The sequence below is a fragment of the Ruegeria sp. AL7 genome (assembly GCF_056536105.1).
This window is the reverse complement of record NZ_JBQFJF010000001.1, coordinates 1,595,452-1,612,004: the sequence shown is the minus strand read 5'-3', so window position 1 is coordinate 1,612,004 and position 16,553 is coordinate 1,595,452. Positions and strand designations below refer to the sequence as shown.

Genomic DNA, 16,553 nt, shown 5'->3' with positions numbered 1-16,553 from the left:
ACGAAACGCGGCGCAAGGGTGTCTGGACGGTTTTTTTCGCCTCCTGTAGAGAAAGATCATGACGGATAAAAATTCACCCAAAAAACAAGGTAAACCCGGCGATGCGCGCGAGGCGCGGCTGAAGGCGGCGCTCAAGGCCAACATGGCGCGTCGCAAGGCGCAGGCCAAGGCGCGCGCGGCCGCAGGGGACAAGCCTGACAAGGACGAGGGATAAGAGCAGATGGATTCGATTCTGGTAACGGGCAATGGCCCGCTGAACGGTCAGATACCGATTGCGGGGGCCAAGAATGCGTGCCTGACACTGATGCCCGCAACATTGCTGAGCGAAGAACCGCTGACGCTGACCAATGCGCCGCGGCTGAGCGACATCAAGACCATGACCGCGCTGCTGCAATCGCTGGGGGCCGAGGTGTCGTCGCTGCAAGACGGTCAGGTGATTGCAATGTCCAGTCACAGCCTGACCAGTCAGACCGCCGATTATGACATCGTGCGCAAGATGCGTGCGTCCAACCTTGTGCTGGGCCCCTTGCTGGCGCGGTTCGGGCAGGCGGTCGTGTCACTGCCAGGCGGTTGTGCGATCGGCGCGCGGCCAATGGACCTGCATGTCGAAGGGCTCGAGGCGCTGGGCGCCGAGATCGAGCTTAGAGATGGGTATCTGCACGCCAAGGCTCCGGGCGGTCTGAAAGGCGCCGTGCATCAGATGCGCTTTGCCTCTGTCGGAGCAACAGAAAACATCGTCATGGCCGCCACGCTGGCCAAGGGCACCACGGTGCTCAAGAACGCCGCGCGCGAACCCGAGATCGTCGATCTGGTTGGATGCCTGCGCAAGATGGGTGCCCAGATCTCTGGCGAAGGCACCCCGACCATCGAAATTCAGGGCGTCGATCGCCTGCACGGGGCCACACATCAGGTTGTCACCGACCGGATCGAGCTGGGCACCTATATGCTGGCCCCGGCGATTTGCGGTGGCGAGGTGGAATTGCTGGGCGGTCGCATGTCGCTGGTCGATTCCTTTGCGGCCAAGCTGGATGCGGCAGGCGTCAGCGTTTCAGAAACCGAAGGAGGTCTGAAAGTGGCCCGCAAAAACGGGCGCGTGCGCGCGGTGGATGTGGTGACCGAACCTTTCCCCGGCTTCCCGACCGACCTGCAGGCGCAGATGATGGCGCTGATGTGTACGGCCGAGGGCACCTCGGTTCTCGAAGAACGCATTTTCGAAAACCGCTTCATGCACGCCCCCGAACTGGTGCGCATGGGCGCGCAGATCGAGGTGCATGGCGGCACCGCCACGGTGACCGGGGTCGAACGTCTGAAAGGCGCGCCGGTGATGGCGACCGACCTGCGGGCTTCGGTCTCGCTGATCCTTGCCGGATTGGCGGCAGAAGGGGAAACAACGGTCAGCCGGGTCTATCATCTGGACCGCGGATATGAACATGTGGTGCGCAAGCTGGAAGGTGTGGGCGCAAAGATTGAACGGATCAAGGGCCAATGACAGACGCAAGTTTTGAAGACGGGCGCGAGGCGCCGCTAAATCTGGGGGCCGAGGATGCAGATGACCTTCAGGTGATCTCGACTCTCGCGCAGGATGCCGTGTTTCCGGTGACCGAGATGAAGTGGCAACCGTCGCAGCGCCGTTTTGGCCTGCTGCTGAACCGCTTTCGTTGGGAAGACAAGGATGCCGCCGCCCGCCGCGACCGCCCGTTTGAACGGGTGCAATCGGTGCTGGTCTTCGGTTCGGTTCTCTCGGTGTCCAGTCAGGGCATTGATCGCGGTGACACCGACATGATCATGTCGCTGATGTCGGTCGTTTTCGAACCCGGCGAGGATGGCGCGGGCCATGTCCTGCTGACGCTGGCCGGTGACGGTGCGATCCGCCTGACGGTCGAGGCGCTGGATGCCACCCTCAAGGACGTGACGCGCCCTTATCAGGCCCCCTCCGGTCAGGCCCCGCATCACCCCGAATAGATGCAGAACAAGCGCGGGATTTCTCAGGCGTTTTCAAAGGTGCCCGAAGGGATCTCCCTGCGTCCGGCCACCGTGTTCGACGTGTTCGACCTCAGCCGGGTTCTGATCCGTTCGATCACGCAGCTTTGCGCGGCCGATCACAAGAATGACCCGGACCATCAAAGGCGGTGGACCGATAACAAGGACCCGGCCACCATACGGGGCTGGTTCAGGCCCGGATCGCAGATCTGGCTGGCCGAACACCGGGGGCAGGTGGCCGCCGTCGGGGGGCTGTTGGAAACTGGGACGGTCACTTTGCTCTATGTCGATCCGGATCATACGAGGCAGGGCGTGGGGCGAGCGCTGCTCAACCGGCTGGAACGGCAACTGACTGTGTGCGGCTGTGCCGAGGCGCATCTGGATGCCACCCAAACGGCGCACGCGTTCTATCTGAAACAGGGATGGCAACCGGCAGGCCGGTCCGGTGACTGGCACGGCATTCCGCAATACCCGATGCGCAAATCGCTGCACCCCGTGGGCTGAGGGTTGAGGCCGCGCGCTCCGGGCGATATGTCCCAATGCGCAACGCCCGGAGTGCCAGATCATGCCCGTTTTCCTTGATACCAAATCGCCCGATTTCGAACCCGCCTTCCGGACCCTGCTCTCGGCCAAGCGCGAGGACAGCCCGGATGTGGATGCGGTTGTGGCGCAGATCATCGACGACGTGCGCAACCGGGGCGATGCGGCGGTGATCGAACTGACGGCCAAATTCGACCGGCTGGCGCTGACGCCCGAAACGCTGGCCTTCAGCGCACAGGAGATCGCGGATGCGGTGGCGCAGGTCGGGGCCGACGATCGCGCGGCGCTGGAACTGGCCGCTTCCCGTATCCGGGCCTATCACGAAAGGCAATTGCCCGAGGATCAGGAATGGACGGATGCGACGGGCGCAACACTCGGCTGGCGCTGGTCTGCTGTCTCGGCCGCAGGGCTTTACGTGCCGGGTGGGCTGGCCTCGTACCCGTCATCGGTGCTGATGAACGCCATCCCGGCCAAGGTGGCCGGTGTGGAACGGCTGGCCATCGTGGTGCCCACGCCCGAAGGGCAGGTGAACCCGCTGGTGCTGCTGGCGGCACAGCTGTCGGGTGTGGACGAGGTCTATCGCATCGGCGGCGCGCAGGCCGTGGCAGCGCTGGCCTATGGCACCGATACTATCGCGCCGGTCGACAAGATCACCGGGCCGGGCAACGCCTTTGTCGCCGCCGCCAAGCGGCGCGTCTTTGGTAAGGTCGGTATCGACATGATCGCTGGCCCCTCGGAAATTCTGGTCATCGCCGACAAGGACAATGAGCCTGACTGGATTGCGCTGGACCTGCTCAGCCAGGCCGAACATGACGAAAGCGCGCAGTCGATCCTGATCACTGACGACGCGGCATTCGGCCAGTCCGTCGCGCAGGCGGTCGAAAAACGGCTGGAAACCCTGCAACGCCGTGCCATCGCCGGGGCCAGCTGGCGCGACTACGGCGCGGTGATCACTGTGCGCAACCTAGACGAGGCCGCAGCCTTGTCCAACCGCATTGCCCCGGAACATCTGGAACTATGCGTGGCCGACCCGCGCGCGTTGAGCAAAAAAACCATCCACGCCGGAGCCATCTTTCTGGGTCAGTACACCCCCGAAGCCATCGGCGATTATGTGGGCGGCCCCAACCACGTGTTGCCCACCGCCCGCTCGGCACGGTTTTCGTCTGGCCTCAGCGTGATGGATTTCCTCAAACGCACCACGCTTAGTCAGATGACTCCCGAAGCCCTGCGTGCCATCGGCCCTGCTGCCGAACAGCTGGCGCAATCGGAAAGCCTCGAGGCGCATGGCCTCTCGGTCACCGCGCGCCTGAACCGCCTGAATGGCTGAAATGACGCAAAGACCGGGCGCATATGGCGTTTCTGTGCGTTGCCCGTTGAATATCATTGTTATAGGTCTGTGCTGACGCAAGGAATGTGACTGTAAAGATGACCCGCATCTCGCATATCGAACTGGATGATAGAAATCTGCCGCCGCCCACGCCCGAGATCGAGCAGGAGCGCAAGGTCGCCATCTATGATCTGCTGGAAGAAAACAGCTTCTCGCTGCCCAAACGCGACGACCGCGTTGTGCCCGAGGGCCCCTATCGCCTCCAGCTTTCGATCCGCGACAAACGGCTTGTCTTCGACATTGAAACCGAGGCCAACGAAAAAGCGGCCGAGTTTCACCTGTCGCTCGGTCCCTTCCGGCAGGTGGTCAAGGATTACTTCCAGATCTGCGAAAGCTATTTCGATGCGGTGAAATCGCTGCCGCCCAGCCAGATCGAAACCATCGACATGGCCCGCCGGGGTATCCACAACGAAGGCAGTCGCGTGTTGCAGGAACGGCTGGAAGGCAAGGCAGATGTCGACACCGACACTGCTCGTCGCCTGTTCACGCTGATCTGCGTTCTGCATTTTGGGGGCTGACGCGTGAAGCCTCTGCCGCAGTCGGTCTTGTTCTGTTGCGACCACAACGCGGTTCGGTCCCCAATGGCCGAGGGGCTGATGAAGAAATTCTATGGCACCGGCACCTATGTTCAGTCCGCCGGTGTGCATAACGATCTGGAAATCGACGGCTTCAGCATCGCGGTCTGCCACGAGGTGGGCGTGGAACTGTCCCGCCACCGCTCGCGCTCCTTCGACGAGATGCAGGAATGGGGCGATGACCTCAGCTCGTTCGATCTGGTCGTGGCGCTTTCACCCGCCAGCCAGCGTCAGGCGCTGGAACTGACCCGTGTTTTTCACCTCGATGTCGATTATTGGCCAATAATGGACCCTACCGGGATGGGCGAGACCCGCGAACAAAAGCTACATCACTACCGACAGACCCGCGACCAGATCATTCAGCATCTGAAAGACCGCTGGGGCGAACCAACGGAGGGGATATGAACCAGACCGTCAAAACCTATTTCGATGCCTTCAACGCCGGTGACGTCGATGGCATGCTGGCCTGCCTGTCTGATGACGTGGCCCATCACGTGAACGAAGGTCAGATTCGCGTCGGCAAGGAAAAGTTCGCCGCCTTTTGCGCCCATATGAACCGCTGCTACCGCGAAAACCTGACCGACATCGTCGTGTTCGAGGCTCAGGGCGGCACCCGCGCCGCGGCCGAGTTCATCGTCAACGGCACCTATCTGGAAACCGACGAGGGCCTGCCCGACGCGCACGGCCAGACCTATCGCCTGCCTGCCGGGTCGTTCTTTGATCTCAGGGACGGCAAGATCACCCGCGTCACCACCTTCTATAACCTTGCAGACTGGACCAAACAGGTCTCGAATGGCTGACGTCAGTGACGTCCGCCCCCTGACCGGAGCGGCACTCGGGGCCGCTCTGGACGATGTCGCCCGCCTGCGGATCCGGGTGTTTCACGCCTGGCCCTATCTCTATGACGGCGATCTGGAATACGAACGCAAATACCTGCAATCCTACCGCGACAGCGACAAGGCCATTGTGGTCGGCGCCTTAGACGGCGACCGCCTGATCGGCGCCTCGACCGGCGCACCCCTGAACGACCACGCCGACGATTTCGCCGCGGCCTTCGCAGACACCGGGCTGGACCTGTCGCAGATCTTCTATTGCGCTGAATCCGTCCTGCTGCCGGACTATCGCGGGCAGGGGGTTGGCCACAAATTCTTCGACACGCGCGAGGGGCACGCCCGCGATCTGGGCTTCGCCAAATGCGCCTTTTGCAGCGTGCAACGCCCCGCCGACCACCCTCTGCGCCCCGACAACTACCGCCCGCTGGATACCTTCTGGCGCGCCCGCGGATACAAGCCCTTACCCGGCGCAATCGCCCAATTCTCGTGGAAGGATATCGGGGAGGAGGGAGAAACGCTGAAGCCGTTGCAGTTCTGGATCAGGGATTTGTAGGGTTCGGGTTGGGGGCGGTGGAGCAGGGTTTTTCTGTGTTTTGCCGGGAGTGTGGCCAAAGAGCTGCCATGTGCTGCAGGTGCAGTGTTGATCATTTTTATTGACAGCAGTGCGGACATAGCTGCCGTTTGTTGTCGTTGCCCCAATGTCTGCTTGCCGATCAGGATGGTTTGCTGACGGAGAAACTAAATCGGCCAGTCGAGAAGAAATGCTCCCCACTTGCATTAAGTGCCGATTGTTCTTCTGCCCACGCCTGCAGTTCATCATCTGGAACAGTTTTTTGTCCCTTCACGTAAGCCACAATGAAGGGCACCACCATTTCGCCATAGCAACCATCGTACCTGTCCGTATTTATGATGGAGAAATAGCTCACCTCATTAACGATCAAACCCGCGTTCCGAAGGCGAGCAACAAGCGTTCGTGGAAGTTTGCTGTCGGCGCAATGCGGTGCAAAAGCCTTGAGGACCTTCTCCATTCGATCCGGATTCTCGCTATGCCAACAGACGCCCTCCCAGTCCGTCGCAAGGATCAGCCCACGCCCTCCGGGCTTCAGAACACGAAAAACCTCGCTGCAAAACTTCGCTACATCAGGCACGTATTCAGCTACTTGGGTGCTAACGACCACATCGAAATAACTGTCTTCAAACGGGAGTTCGGTCGCGTCGGCGCAACGATAGCTTAGCCAGTCATGCTCACTTCGTTTGGTTGCGCGTTCCACCATCTGTTCCGAAATGTCGATGCCTACAACTTCACCATTGGGTCCTGTTTGATCCGCAATTTTAGCCGCGAGAAAGCCGGGGCCGCTTCCAATATCCAAGACCCGCTCACCCTTTTGAACCGAAATCCTTCGAAGGGTGTCGTCTCTTTGAGAAACTACGTCCGGTCCAAGGTAAACCGCCTCCAGTCGCTCCGCTGCGGCGGCGTCGTATTCCATACCCATAGAGTAATCCCCCCCAATTCCTGGCAGTCACGCTAGCATTGCGTCTGCCGGTATGGAAGTGGGGCGGCATCGCTGAGCGTTACCGATACGAAGGCAATTCAGACGTTGGAGCTCTCTGCAGCATTGGGGAATAAAGCTCGTCCACCCCTCCCCCAGAACCAGATTGATCTGTACACGCGGCGGCTCTCACGGTTTAGTGCCACGACACATCGGCTCAGGGGATCCCATCAATGAAAGTCGCAACCGCAGCGTATAATCTCGACTGGCTCGACAGCTGGGCGCAGTACGAGGACAAGCTGGACCGTTGGGTTGCCGAAGCTGCCGGGCAGGGGGCCGGGCTGCTGGTGTTCCCCGAATACGGCGCGATGGAGGTGTCGACGCTCGATGGTGCCGACGTGGCGGGTGATCTCGAACGCTCGATCCGCGCGGTTTCCGACCGGTTCGAAGATGTACAAAATTTGCACTCGCGTCTCGCAAGTGCGTACAAAACGTACATTCTGGGCGCATCGGCCCCGGTTGTGGATGGGTTCGGCCGCCCGGTGAACCGCGCCGCGTTCTACGCCCCGGACGGTGGCCGCGACCATCAGGACAAGCAGATCATGACCCGCTTTGAACGCGAGGACTGGGACATTGCGCCGGGTGGTTCGCTCAAGCTGTTCGACACCGCGCTGGGTAAAATCGGTGTTCTGATCTGCTATGACAGCGAGTTTCCCCTGCTGGGCCGCGCACTCAGCGATGCGGATATGATCCTTGTACCGTCCTGCACCGAAGCGCTGTCAGGGTATTGGCGTGTTCGCATCGGGGCAATGTCAAGAGCATTGGAAAATCAATGCGTTACGGTTATGTCGTCACTGGTCGGAGCCAACGACTGGTCCGAGGCAGTGGACATGAACACCGGCATGGGCGGCGTTTTCGGCCCGCCGGACAAGGGGTTTCCGGCCACCGGAGTGCTGGCCGAGGGCGCTCTGAACCAGCCCGGCTGGACCTATGCGGATGTCGACCTGTCCGCCATCGCCGAGGTCCGAGCCGATGGCCATGTGCTGAACCGGACCCATTGGCCAGAGCAGGACGCCCGAGTCGAAACGGTCACATTATCCACCCTTTAGATGAATCCGCCCTTGAAATAAGGGAAAAATAGGCTCATTTAAGCGCACATCCCCGCAGATTCTGCGGGCGCAACCTAATGATGGAGACAACATGGCCAAGGAAGATACGCTCGAATTTCCCGGTGTCGTGAAGGAACTCCTGCCTAATGCGACGTTTCGGGTCGAGCTGGAAAACGGCCATGAAATCATCGCACATACGGCAGGAAAGATGCGCAAGAATCGCATCCGTGTTCTGGCCGGCGACAAGGTTCAGGTCGAGATGACCCCCTATGATCTGACCAAGGGTCGGATCAACTACCGCTTCAAATAACGCCTGCCGAGATGGCGTTTATCCTGGGATCAGGCAGCCCAAGGCGGCTGGACCTGCTGGCGCAGCTTGGCGTGCAGCCCGACGCCATCCGCCCCCCTGATATCGATGAAACACCACTGAAAGGTGAGCTGCCGGTTCCGTATTGCAGTCGCATTACGCGTGAAAAAGTAAAGGCAGTTCAATCGGATAGCGATGACATCACGCTTTGCGCGGACACGACAGTTGCGCTGGGGCGGCGTATTCTGGGCAAGCCCGAAGATGAGGGTCAGGCCGCAGAGTTCCTGTACGCTCTGTCCGGTCGCCGCCACCGGGTGATCACCTCGGTCGCCGTTCGGCGCGGGGATCGCATTCTGCAACGTGATGTCGTCTCGCAGGTCAAGGTCAAACGCCTGTCTGACGTTGAAATCAACGCTTATCTGGCGACCGGTGATTGGCAAGGTAAAGCTGGGGCCTACGCGATCCAGGGCCTTGCTGGTGCGTTTATCCCATGGATTTCGGGCTCATTCACTGGCATCGTGGGGCTGCCCCTGTCCGAGACTGCCGCCTTGCTGCAAGGGATCGGCTACCCACTATATCGCGAGGCATGATGAAGGGTCGCACCATCGTTTTGGACCATATCCAAGGCCGCGAGGCCGCGGCATTGATGGTCGACGGAAAGCTTGATGATCTCCTGATCGCCGCCGACGCGCCGGCACCCGGCACCATCTATCGTGCCCGCGCCGATCGACCGGTCAAGGGGCAGGGCGGCATGTTCCTGACGACACCCGACGGCCCGGCTTTTCTTCGACAGGTCAAAGGGTTAGCGCCGGGTGCCACGCTTCTGGTGCAGGTGGGCGGATATGCCGAGCCCGGCAAGGCCATCCCTGTAACCAACCGCATCCTGTTTAAAAGCCGCTTTGCCATTGTCACACCCGACGCGCCGGGCCTGAACATCTCGCGCAGCATCAAGGATGAAGACAAGCGCGATCAACTGCTTGAAATCGCGCATGAACAAATGGGCGACAGTCCCTACGGGTTGATCCTCCGCTCCTGCTGCATGGATGCGGATGCCGGTGACATTGCTGACGACATTTCGGCCATGCTTGCGCAAGCTGAACAAGTGATGACGGACGAGGGCTCCGACGTCGAACTGCTCAGCGAAGGTGACAGCCCGCATATCCTCGCATGGCGCGACTGGACCGATCCTGCCGAGGTTGTGACGAAAACCGGCAGTTTTGAAACCCATAGTGTGCTGGACGCGCTGGATGTCGCCCTTGGTGTTTCCGAGCCTCTCCCCGGAGGCGGATACCTCTATATCGAACCGACCCGCGCGTTGGTGGCCGTTGACGTGAACACAGGCGCGGATACGTCGCTGGCGGCCGGGACAAAAGCCAACTTCGCTTGTGCCAAAGCTTTGCCACGTGCATTGCGTGTGCGCGGGCTGGCGGGGCAGATCACACTGGATCTGGCTCCGATGCCCAAGAAAGACCGCCGAGGGTTCGAATCCGCCCTGCGTGCGGCCTTCAAGTCGGATCCGGACGAGACGATACTGGCGGGATGGACACCTCTGGGGCATTTCGAGTTGCAGCGCAAACGCAGCCGGTTACCTGTCGCTGAGGTCCTGAAATGAGCTGTCCGATCTGCGGAGAAGAAACGCAAAAGAAGTTCCGCCCGTTCTGTTCGAAACGCTGCGCAGACATTGATCTGGCCAAGTGGCTGAACGGCTCTTACGCGGTCCCGTCTCAGCGCGAAGACGACCCTGAGACCGAGGCCGATGCGGACGAACGCAATACAATGCGACCGCACTGAAAAAATGTAAAAAAGCCTCTGGACACTGCCGGTAGCAAGTCATAGAACGCCTCCACCCAACGACAAACGTCGTTCCCGTGCCCGGGTAGCTCAGGGGTAGAGCAGTGGATTGAAAATCCTCGTGTCGGTGGTTCGATTCCGCCCCCGGGCACCATAAAAATCAAGGACTTAGGATCAATTTGGCTTGGTGCACTCAGGTTTACGTGTAATTCGTGTGTAATCAGGCCGAACTTTTCGGCTTTAGTGCGCGGATATTGTTTTCTGGAACAGCGCTGACCCGACCTTCAAGCCGATCCATCGCCGCCTCAATGTGTGATCCGCTTTGGTGCGCGTATCTCGCAACCATAGACAACGTCTTATGACCGGAAATGCGCTGAACTGTGGGCAGGTCAACACCTGCCTGCACAAGGTGTGTTACCGCCGTATGGCGGAGCGTATGCGGCGTTATCTCGTCTGGATTGAGCCCGGCTCGTTCGGCGGACCGACGAAACGCTTTGCGGATCGTGTGGACATGGCCGGTGGCGCTTCCCGGGGAAGGGAACAGCCATTCACAGCCTGGCGGCAACATGTTCATACGCTTTGATAGATACTCAGCCAGTTCGCGCGTGATGGGCTGCTCACGAGACCCGGCCTTTGCCTGTGGAACCCAGATCACTCGCTTTTTGACGTCAACATCTTCGCGACGGATTGCAAGAATTTCCGCGTGGCGCATCCCTGTGTGAAGTCCGACCATTACGAAGGCATGGACGTTTTCGTTGTGATCAGATGCCGCTGCTTCCAGCAATGCTACGCACTGATCATCAGTCAGGTACACGATCCGCTGATTGTCTTCCTTGAAACGAACGATCTTGACCGACTTGCTTTTGATCCACTTCCACTCGACCGCTTGGTTCAATAGGTGGGACAACGTTGCCAGTTCTCGGTTCACTGTCGCCTTCGCTGCGCCAGCAGACCGGCGGGCCTTCTTGTAACGTTCAACATCGAAGGACTCGATGGAACTCAACGGCTTGGCTGAAAGAAAAGGAACCAAATGCTGCCTTAGCTGGCGTTCCTTGATTTCGATATTTTTTCCGTCACTTTCCCGCAGCCTTTGTACGTAGCGATCTGCGGCTTCTTCGAAGCTCAGTGGCGTCTTGCGCCCTTCGGGCAACTCCAAGCGCTGACGCCTTGCATCCGTTCGGGCTTGGGCGATGAAGTCTTCGGCCTGCTGTCTCGTCACGCCGTCAGACTCTCGACCGATCACGCGATGAATGCGCCGACGGTCAACCATGATATTGACCGAGAAAACTCCATCACCATTGGCGTCGCGACGAAAAGTTATTCCATGTTCCGTGATGGAGCCGCCTGTTCCAAGGGCTCGCATCGCTGGACGCGTTAACTTCGAAAACCGGATAGCCATACGCGATACCTCAGAATGGAATTTCGTCGTCTAAGTCTCTGCTGGGCTTCGGAGGCGGCTTCGAGGCAGCTTTTGGCAAAGCAGAAAGCTCTTCATCTCCATTTGCTACGGCAACCAGAACGTCCCAGTGTTCGTCCACCCGGTCACGAATGATCGACTCCAAATCAACGTCCCATTTCCAGCGGTCATTGGTCCAGTGTCCTCGCCAAAAGTAGCCATTTTCTTCAATAAGCGACCAGATTTCTTGCTCATCTATGGTCATCAGTTCGGGTGCAATGATTCCAAGTGAGACCAGCCGTTGGCTTTCCTTAACATTCCAAAGCACGTCGGCACGGTCCCCGAATGTGTCGGGTTCCCCATAATTCGGATCACGCCACTTGTTGATGACTTGTGTTTGGATGCGTTCGTCAAGCATGGCCTCAATGTAAGAGGACTTCGTCCGGCGCTGTGATCTAGCCGCCAGTTCACAGAGGTAATTTAGCCGTGGGTCCAGCCGAATCGATACCGTTTCTGTCCGTCCAAGACGTGATCCTGAGCCCCTTGAAGCTTTCTTTGCCATGATGTCCTCGTGTCGAAACATTCGTTCTTGATCCAATTTGCACGTTATGTGTTGAGTTTCAATACATGTCTTGCTCTTCTTTTCTTGTACTGACCAAAGAAACCTATTGAGCAAGGAAACAAACCATGAAAACAGACACCAATACGCAGCGCGTCTTCATTCACCCTGATGGGCGGATGGATCGCAAGAATGCCGCCCGTTACTTGGGCTGCTCGCCGAAGACGCTCGCCGACTGGGCGATGAAAGGCCAAGGGCCGGAGTACGTTCTTCTAGGCGGACGCGCGTTCTACTTTCTGGAAGACCTGCAATCTTGGATCGCAGCCGCGCCTCGTCTCGTCGGAACCGGCGGTCGGCAAAGCCAAGCGAACGGCTAGGGCCGCCGGGATGCCGGGAAACAAGAACCCGGATCGCAGGCGTATTCGTGTTCGGCGAAGCTATTCGGTTCCAGAGATAGCGGCGCTCCTAGATGTTCACGAGCACACGGTTCGCCGATGGCTCAAGAATGGATTGGGTTCGATTGATGGTCAAAAACCAACGCTGATACACGGCGCAGAATTGCGCCGGTATCTCGACGCCCGCGCCAAGGGCCGGAAGCAAAAATGCAAACCGGATGAGATGTATTGCCTTTCGTGCCGCGCACCGCGTCTACCCACTCTGGGCTCTGTCCACATTGCTGATCAGAACGAGAAAACGGTTCGTCTGGTTGGGGCTTGCTGCACATGTGGCCGGAAAATCTGCCGCGCGGGGAGCGCTTCAAAGCTACAAGAGTACGCCGCGTCATTCGGCCCACTCCAAAGGCGGACTCCAAGCCTAAAGGGGAGCAGCATTTCCCTCTTGAATGGTGACTCAAAGGAGCAAAAAGAAAATGGACAAATTCAACGCGGGAAATGAACGGATCAAGAGAGAATACGCTGAGTTTCTGCGTGATGCGGATCAAAAGTCAGAAGCCACTGTGCGCGGAATTGAGAAGGCGATCCTGCGCTTCGAGGAGTACACAGGTTACTGCGACTTTGGACGCTTCAATCGAGATCAGGCGAAAGGTTTCAGGGCGGAGCTGTCCTCCCCCGTCGACGAAAGCAAACGCCTTGGAAACTCGACGGTCCTATCGACCTTGAAAGCGGTGCAACGCTTCTTCCGTTGGCTGTCAGTACAGCCGGGCTTCAAGTCCAAAATCGACACCAACGCCATCGCTTACTTCAACCTCTCCGAAAAAGACATACGCGCAGCGACATCTTCCCCTTCGAAGCCCTCGCCGACCATGGATCAATTGAAGCGCGCACTGACATCGATGCCTTCGGAGACCGTTTTGGAGAAGCGTGATCGTGCCGTATTTGCTCTTCTCATGATGACTGGCATCCGTGACAATGCAGCCGCCTCCTTGCTGCTCGGTCATGTCGACATCGATAGGCAGATGATCATTCAAGACCCGAAAACGGTCCGCACCAAGAACAGCAAGCTGATCGAGTCAGTTCTGTTGCCGCTTGGCCCTGAGATTGAAGACGTTCTGTTTTCTTGGGTCTACTACCTGCGTGACGAACTTCAGTGGCAACCAGATGATCCCCTCTTCCCTCAATCGCGGCAACGGATTGATCCCCAAAAAGGACCAATCGTGGATGGCCTTAAACGTCAAGTCTGGTCGAATTCCCAGCCGATCCGTCAGATTTTCAAGCGCGCGTTTGATAATGCTGGGCTGCCATACTTCACCCCGCATCGGGTGCGGAACACCGTTGTTGAATACGCTTACCTCACCTGTCGGACGCCTGAAGAATTCAAAGCGTTTAGTCAAAACCTTGGGCATGAAAGCGTAGTCACAACGCTTTCCAGCTATGGTCAGATCCCTCTTTCTCGACAACGCGAGCTGATCCGCAACGCTGGCAAGAGCAAGGACTTAGACGCTAAGCTCGAACGCTTGCTGGAAAAACTGGATGTCAAGGACTTATAGGTCGAAACAGAAGGTAGCACTGGAAGTCGCGCCTCTGCTGTGGCTAATTGGGCTTGTTTCATTCAACGAGCGTGTTCTCGCAGGGGGTGCTGTTTTGGCAAGCAAGGAGGCGACTGCCAGAATTAAGATCAATAGACTCCTAGAGAATGCTGGTTGGCGGTTTTTCGATGACGAAAATGGCCCGGCCAATATTGTTTTGGAGCCAAACGTAAAGATCAAACAGAATGACTTGGATGCACTTGGGGAGGACCTGGAGAAGACCTCCAATGGTTTCGTCGACTTCTTGCTGTTGGACGGAGATGGTAAACCTCTCGTCGTTTTGGAGGCGAAATCAGAAGGCTTGGACCCGCGAGTCGGCAAGGAGCAGGCTCGTCGTTATGCGCGCAATCAGGACGCCCGTTTCGTCATCCTCAGCAATGGAAATATTCACTATCTCTGGGATTTGAGACAAGGAAATCCGACAGTAATCTCGGCGTTTCCAGCGCCTGAAGAGATTGGAAACCACTACAAATTCGAGCCTGATGCTGAGCGCTTGGCCTGCGAGCATGTTGACGAAGACTACATCGCAATTACTCAGATGCCCGGTTATTCTCAAGAAGCAGCATGGCGCGTTGGAGCCGAACGCGCCAGCTTCATTGAGAGGAACAATCTGCGCTTTTTGCGAGAGTATCAGCTTGGTGCTGTGCGTAGCGTTCAAGAGGCCGCGAAGAATGGCGCGACCCGATTTCTTTTCGAAATGGCTACAGGCACAGGTAAGACGTTAACATCTGCCGCCCTGATCAAGCTGTTCCTCAAAACTAGAAATGCCAAGCGTGTTTTGTTTCTGGTTGATCGCCTTGAGTTGGAAGTGCAGGCCGACAAAGCATTTAAGGGCTATCTAAAGAACGATTTCACATCCGTGATCTACAAAGAACAGAAGGATGATTGGCGAAAGGCCGATATCGTTGTGACGACCGTACAGTCGCTTTTGTTCAACGATAAATTCCGTCGTCACTTTGCGCCCACAGATTTTGATCTCGTGATTTCGGACGAGGCGCATCGTTCAATTGGTGGCAACGCGAGAGCCGTCTTTGAGTTTTTCATCGGTTACAAGCTGGGTTTGACCGCTACGCCACGCGACTATCTTAAAGGTAGTAAGAAGAACGGTTCTGAGCGCGATCCACGCGAGACCGAACGGCGCACCATGCTCGATACCTACAGGACTTTCGGATGTGCTTCGGGCGATCCAACCTATCGCTACTCCCTCATTGATGGTGTGCGAGACGGGTTTCTAATCAATCCCTATGTTGTCGACGCCCGTACGGGTGTGACGACCCAACTCCTCTCCGATGAAGGTTTCGTTGTTGAGACCGTCGATGAGGATGGGAATGAAGCCAAAGAAGCGTTTGCGGGCAGGGATTTCGAGAAGAAGTTCTTTGCAGAAGCAACCAACTTAGCTTTCTGCAAGACGTTGCTTGAGCATGGCCTGCGTGATCCGATCTCTGGTGAGTTCGGCAAGACCATTGCCTTTGCTGTAAGCCAAAACCACGCAGCAAAAATCACCCAAGTATTGAATGAAATGGCCGATCAACTTTGGCCGGGGCGATACACATCCGATTTCGCAATGCAAGTCACCAGCCAAGTGAAGATGGCTCAGGATATGACAGTGAACTTTGCCAACAATAACCTTGGCGGGCATAGCAAATTCTTGGATAATTATCGCACATGCAAGGCGCGGGTCTGCGTCACCGTTGGCATGATGACCACGGGCTACGATTGTCCTGATCTCTTGAACCTCGCCCTTATGCGGCCTGTGTTTTCGCCCTCGGACTTTGTTCAGATCAAAGGGCGTGGGACGCGCAAGCATAACTTTGTTGAAGAGATGTTCGATCCAGCCAAGAAAGCTGCCCTTGGCGATGTCGCAAAAGGCACCTTTCGGCTCTTCGACTTCTTTGCCAACTGCGAATACTTCGAGGAGAAGTTCAAATATGATGAGGAACTGACGCTTCCGCCTCCGCCAACAATGCCGTTGTCAACCGGGGGAGGAGGGGGGGAAGGCCCCCAAGGAGTCGGTACCTATGAGCATTTCGATCCTGATGATGTCGTATCAAAGGTTGAAACCCAGATCGGCACTGAGGGGATGCGGATTGACCGTGAGTTGTTTCGCAAGTTCGAAGAGCACGTGCGAGGCGACGATACGCTTTCCCAACTGGTCGAGGCGCAGAATTGGGAGGCCGCAACCCGCCACGTGATCGAAGAAATCTTCGACAAGCCAAGCGAGTATTTCAACCTTGAGAAACTGCGCCGTGCCGCAGGGGTGGACCGCCGTATCTCGGTGCGAGAGCTGATCGAAAAGGCGTTCGGCTTTATCCCCAAATTCAAAAGTAAGTCCGAGCTGATCGAAGATGAGTTCCAGAAGTTCCTCACCGACCAGCGGCCCGAGGAAGGCGACCGCATCCGTGAAATGCGCTATTTCTTCGAGGCCTACATCCGCGATGCCCACGTTCGTGCCAAGATCGACTCTGGCCAGTTCGCGGACCTCAATGTACATCCCACCTTCACCACGCGCGATCTAAAGGATGTTCCTCAAGAATGGCGCAGACGCATCCCCGAATACATCAAGGACTACGTGTCCCTCAATCCGTTCATGTGACGAAAGACC

21 protein-coding genes and 1 tRNA gene are annotated in these 16,553 nt (G+C 57.7%); 19 read left to right on the top strand and 3 right to left on the bottom strand.

Going from position 1 to position 16,553, the window contains the following annotated elements:
• Positions 1-58: 58 nt before the first annotated feature.
• The 9 genes from ACR3E2_RS07990 (at position 59) to ACR3E2_RS07950 (ending at position 5,868) form a co-directional block, all read left to right on the top strand.
• Positions 59-214 (top strand): hypothetical protein, encoded by a 156-nt coding sequence (locus ACR3E2_RS07990; protein ID WP_209505784.1) that lies wholly within the window; start codon positions 59-61, stop codon positions 212-214.
• A gap of 6 nt (positions 215-220) precedes the next feature.
• Positions 221-1,489, top strand: coding sequence for a UDP-N-acetylglucosamine 1-carboxyvinyltransferase (gene murA, locus ACR3E2_RS07985; RefSeq protein ID WP_480484502.1), 1,269 nt, complete (start codon positions 221-223; stop codon positions 1,487-1,489).
• Entirely contained in the window at positions 1,486-1,962 is a 477-nt protein-coding gene (locus ACR3E2_RS07980) for a DUF2948 family protein (RefSeq protein WP_209598118.1), read from the top strand. The genes murA and ACR3E2_RS07980 overlap by 4 nt, the downstream gene beginning before the upstream one ends.
• A complete protein-coding gene (locus ACR3E2_RS07975) occupies positions 1,963-2,484 on the top strand; it encodes a GNAT family N-acetyltransferase (protein ID WP_480484501.1) in 522 nt (173 codons plus the stop codon).
• A 61-nt stretch (positions 2,485-2,545) separates the two neighbouring features.
• Positions 2,546-3,847 (top strand): histidinol dehydrogenase, encoded by a 1,302-nt coding sequence (gene hisD / locus ACR3E2_RS07970; RefSeq protein ID WP_480484500.1) that lies wholly within the window; start codon positions 2,546-2,548, stop codon positions 3,845-3,847.
• A gap of 98 nt (positions 3,848-3,945) precedes the next feature.
• Positions 3,946-4,425: a UPF0262 family protein gene (locus ACR3E2_RS07965; RefSeq protein ID WP_171722821.1), complete on the top strand. Its 480-nt coding sequence runs from the start codon at positions 3,946-3,948 to the stop codon at positions 4,423-4,425.
• Positions 4,426-4,428: 3 nt separating this feature from the next.
• Positions 4,429-4,887 (top strand): arsenate-mycothiol transferase ArsC, encoded by a 459-nt coding sequence (locus ACR3E2_RS07960; RefSeq protein ID WP_480484499.1) that lies wholly within the window; start codon positions 4,429-4,431, stop codon positions 4,885-4,887.
• A complete protein-coding gene (locus ACR3E2_RS07955; protein WP_480484498.1) occupies positions 4,884-5,282 on the top strand; it encodes a ketosteroid isomerase-related protein in 399 nt (132 codons plus the stop codon). The genes ACR3E2_RS07960 and ACR3E2_RS07955 overlap by 4 nt, the downstream gene beginning before the upstream one ends.
• On the top strand, positions 5,275-5,868 hold the full coding sequence (locus ACR3E2_RS07950) for a GNAT family N-acetyltransferase (RefSeq protein WP_480484497.1): 594 nt from the start codon (positions 5,275-5,277) through the stop codon (positions 5,866-5,868). Before ACR3E2_RS07955 ends, ACR3E2_RS07950 begins: the two co-directional genes overlap by 8 nt.
• Before the next feature lie 160 nt (positions 5,869-6,028).
• On the opposite strand, the gene ACR3E2_RS07945 is transcribed toward ACR3E2_RS07950, so the two are convergent.
• Entirely contained in the window at positions 6,029-6,808 is a 780-nt protein-coding gene (locus tag ACR3E2_RS07945; protein ID WP_480484496.1) for a class I SAM-dependent methyltransferase, read from the bottom strand.
• Between the two features lie 230 nt (positions 6,809-7,038).
• On the opposite strand from ACR3E2_RS07945, the gene ACR3E2_RS07940 reads away from it, so the two are divergent.
• The 6 genes from ACR3E2_RS07940 (at position 7,039) to ACR3E2_RS07915 (ending at position 10,166) form a co-directional block, all read left to right on the top strand.
• Complete coding sequence (locus tag ACR3E2_RS07940) at positions 7,039-7,914, top strand: carbon-nitrogen hydrolase family protein (protein ID WP_480484495.1); 876 nt, start codon at positions 7,039-7,041, stop codon at positions 7,912-7,914.
• 91 nt (positions 7,915-8,005) lie between these two features.
• Positions 8,006-8,224: a translation initiation factor IF-1 gene (infA, locus tag ACR3E2_RS07935; protein WP_005978431.1), complete on the top strand. Its 219-nt coding sequence runs from the start codon at positions 8,006-8,008 to the stop codon at positions 8,222-8,224.
• A gap of 11 nt (positions 8,225-8,235) precedes the next feature.
• On the top strand, positions 8,236-8,811 hold the full coding sequence (locus ACR3E2_RS07930; protein WP_480484494.1) for a Maf family protein: 576 nt from the start codon (positions 8,236-8,238) through the stop codon (positions 8,809-8,811).
• Positions 8,811-9,833, top strand: a complete 1,023-nt coding sequence (locus ACR3E2_RS07925) for a ribonuclease E/G (RefSeq protein ID WP_209508066.1) — start codon at positions 8,811-8,813, stop codon at positions 9,831-9,833. Before ACR3E2_RS07930 ends, ACR3E2_RS07925 begins: the two co-directional genes overlap by 1 nt.
• Complete coding sequence (locus tag ACR3E2_RS07920) at positions 9,830-10,012, top strand: DNA gyrase inhibitor YacG (RefSeq protein WP_480473599.1); 183 nt, start codon at positions 9,830-9,832, stop codon at positions 10,010-10,012. Before ACR3E2_RS07925 ends, ACR3E2_RS07920 begins: the two co-directional genes overlap by 4 nt.
• 79 nt (positions 10,013-10,091) lie before the next feature.
• Positions 10,092-10,166: transfer RNA gene (locus tag ACR3E2_RS07915), tRNA-Phe, on the top strand.
• A 66-nt stretch (positions 10,167-10,232) separates the two neighbouring features.
• Here the strand turns inward: ACR3E2_RS07915 and ACR3E2_RS07910 are convergent.
• Both ACR3E2_RS07910 and ACR3E2_RS07905 read right to left on the bottom strand, forming a co-directional pair.
• Positions 10,233-11,411 carry a tyrosine-type recombinase/integrase gene (locus ACR3E2_RS07910; protein ID WP_480484493.1) on the bottom strand — a complete coding sequence of 393 codons (1,179 nt, stop codon included), beginning with the start codon at positions 11,409-11,411 and terminating at the stop codon, positions 10,233-10,235.
• A gap of 10 nt (positions 11,412-11,421) precedes the next feature.
• On the bottom strand, positions 11,422-11,826 hold the full coding sequence (locus ACR3E2_RS07905) for a hypothetical protein (protein WP_480492708.1): 405 nt from the start codon (positions 11,824-11,826) through the stop codon (positions 11,422-11,424).
• A 269-nt stretch (positions 11,827-12,095) separates the two neighbouring features.
• Between ACR3E2_RS07905 and ACR3E2_RS07900 the strand changes: the two genes are divergently transcribed.
• The 4 genes from ACR3E2_RS07900 to ACR3E2_RS07885 are packed head-to-tail and all read left to right on the top strand — an operon-like array spanning position 12,096 to position 16,544.
• Positions 12,096-12,344, top strand: a complete 249-nt coding sequence (locus tag ACR3E2_RS07900; protein ID WP_480484491.1) for a helix-turn-helix transcriptional regulator — start codon at positions 12,096-12,098, stop codon at positions 12,342-12,344.
• 10 nt (positions 12,345-12,354) lie between these two features.
• The gene (locus tag ACR3E2_RS07895) at positions 12,355-12,861 is read left to right on the top strand and encodes a helix-turn-helix domain-containing protein (protein ID WP_480484490.1); all 507 of its coding nucleotides are present in this window, start codon (positions 12,355-12,357) and stop codon (positions 12,859-12,861) included.
• The gene (locus tag ACR3E2_RS07890; protein WP_480484489.1) at positions 12,836-13,912 is read left to right on the top strand and encodes a tyrosine-type recombinase/integrase; all 1,077 of its coding nucleotides are present in this window, start codon (positions 12,836-12,838) and stop codon (positions 13,910-13,912) included. Before ACR3E2_RS07895 ends, ACR3E2_RS07890 begins: the two co-directional genes overlap by 26 nt.
• The gene (locus ACR3E2_RS07885; protein WP_480484488.1) at positions 13,896-16,544 is read left to right on the top strand and encodes a DEAD/DEAH box helicase family protein; all 2,649 of its coding nucleotides are present in this window, start codon (positions 13,896-13,898) and stop codon (positions 16,542-16,544) included. The genes ACR3E2_RS07890 and ACR3E2_RS07885 overlap by 17 nt, the downstream gene beginning before the upstream one ends.
• The last annotated feature ends 9 nt before the right edge of the window (positions 16,545-16,553 follow it).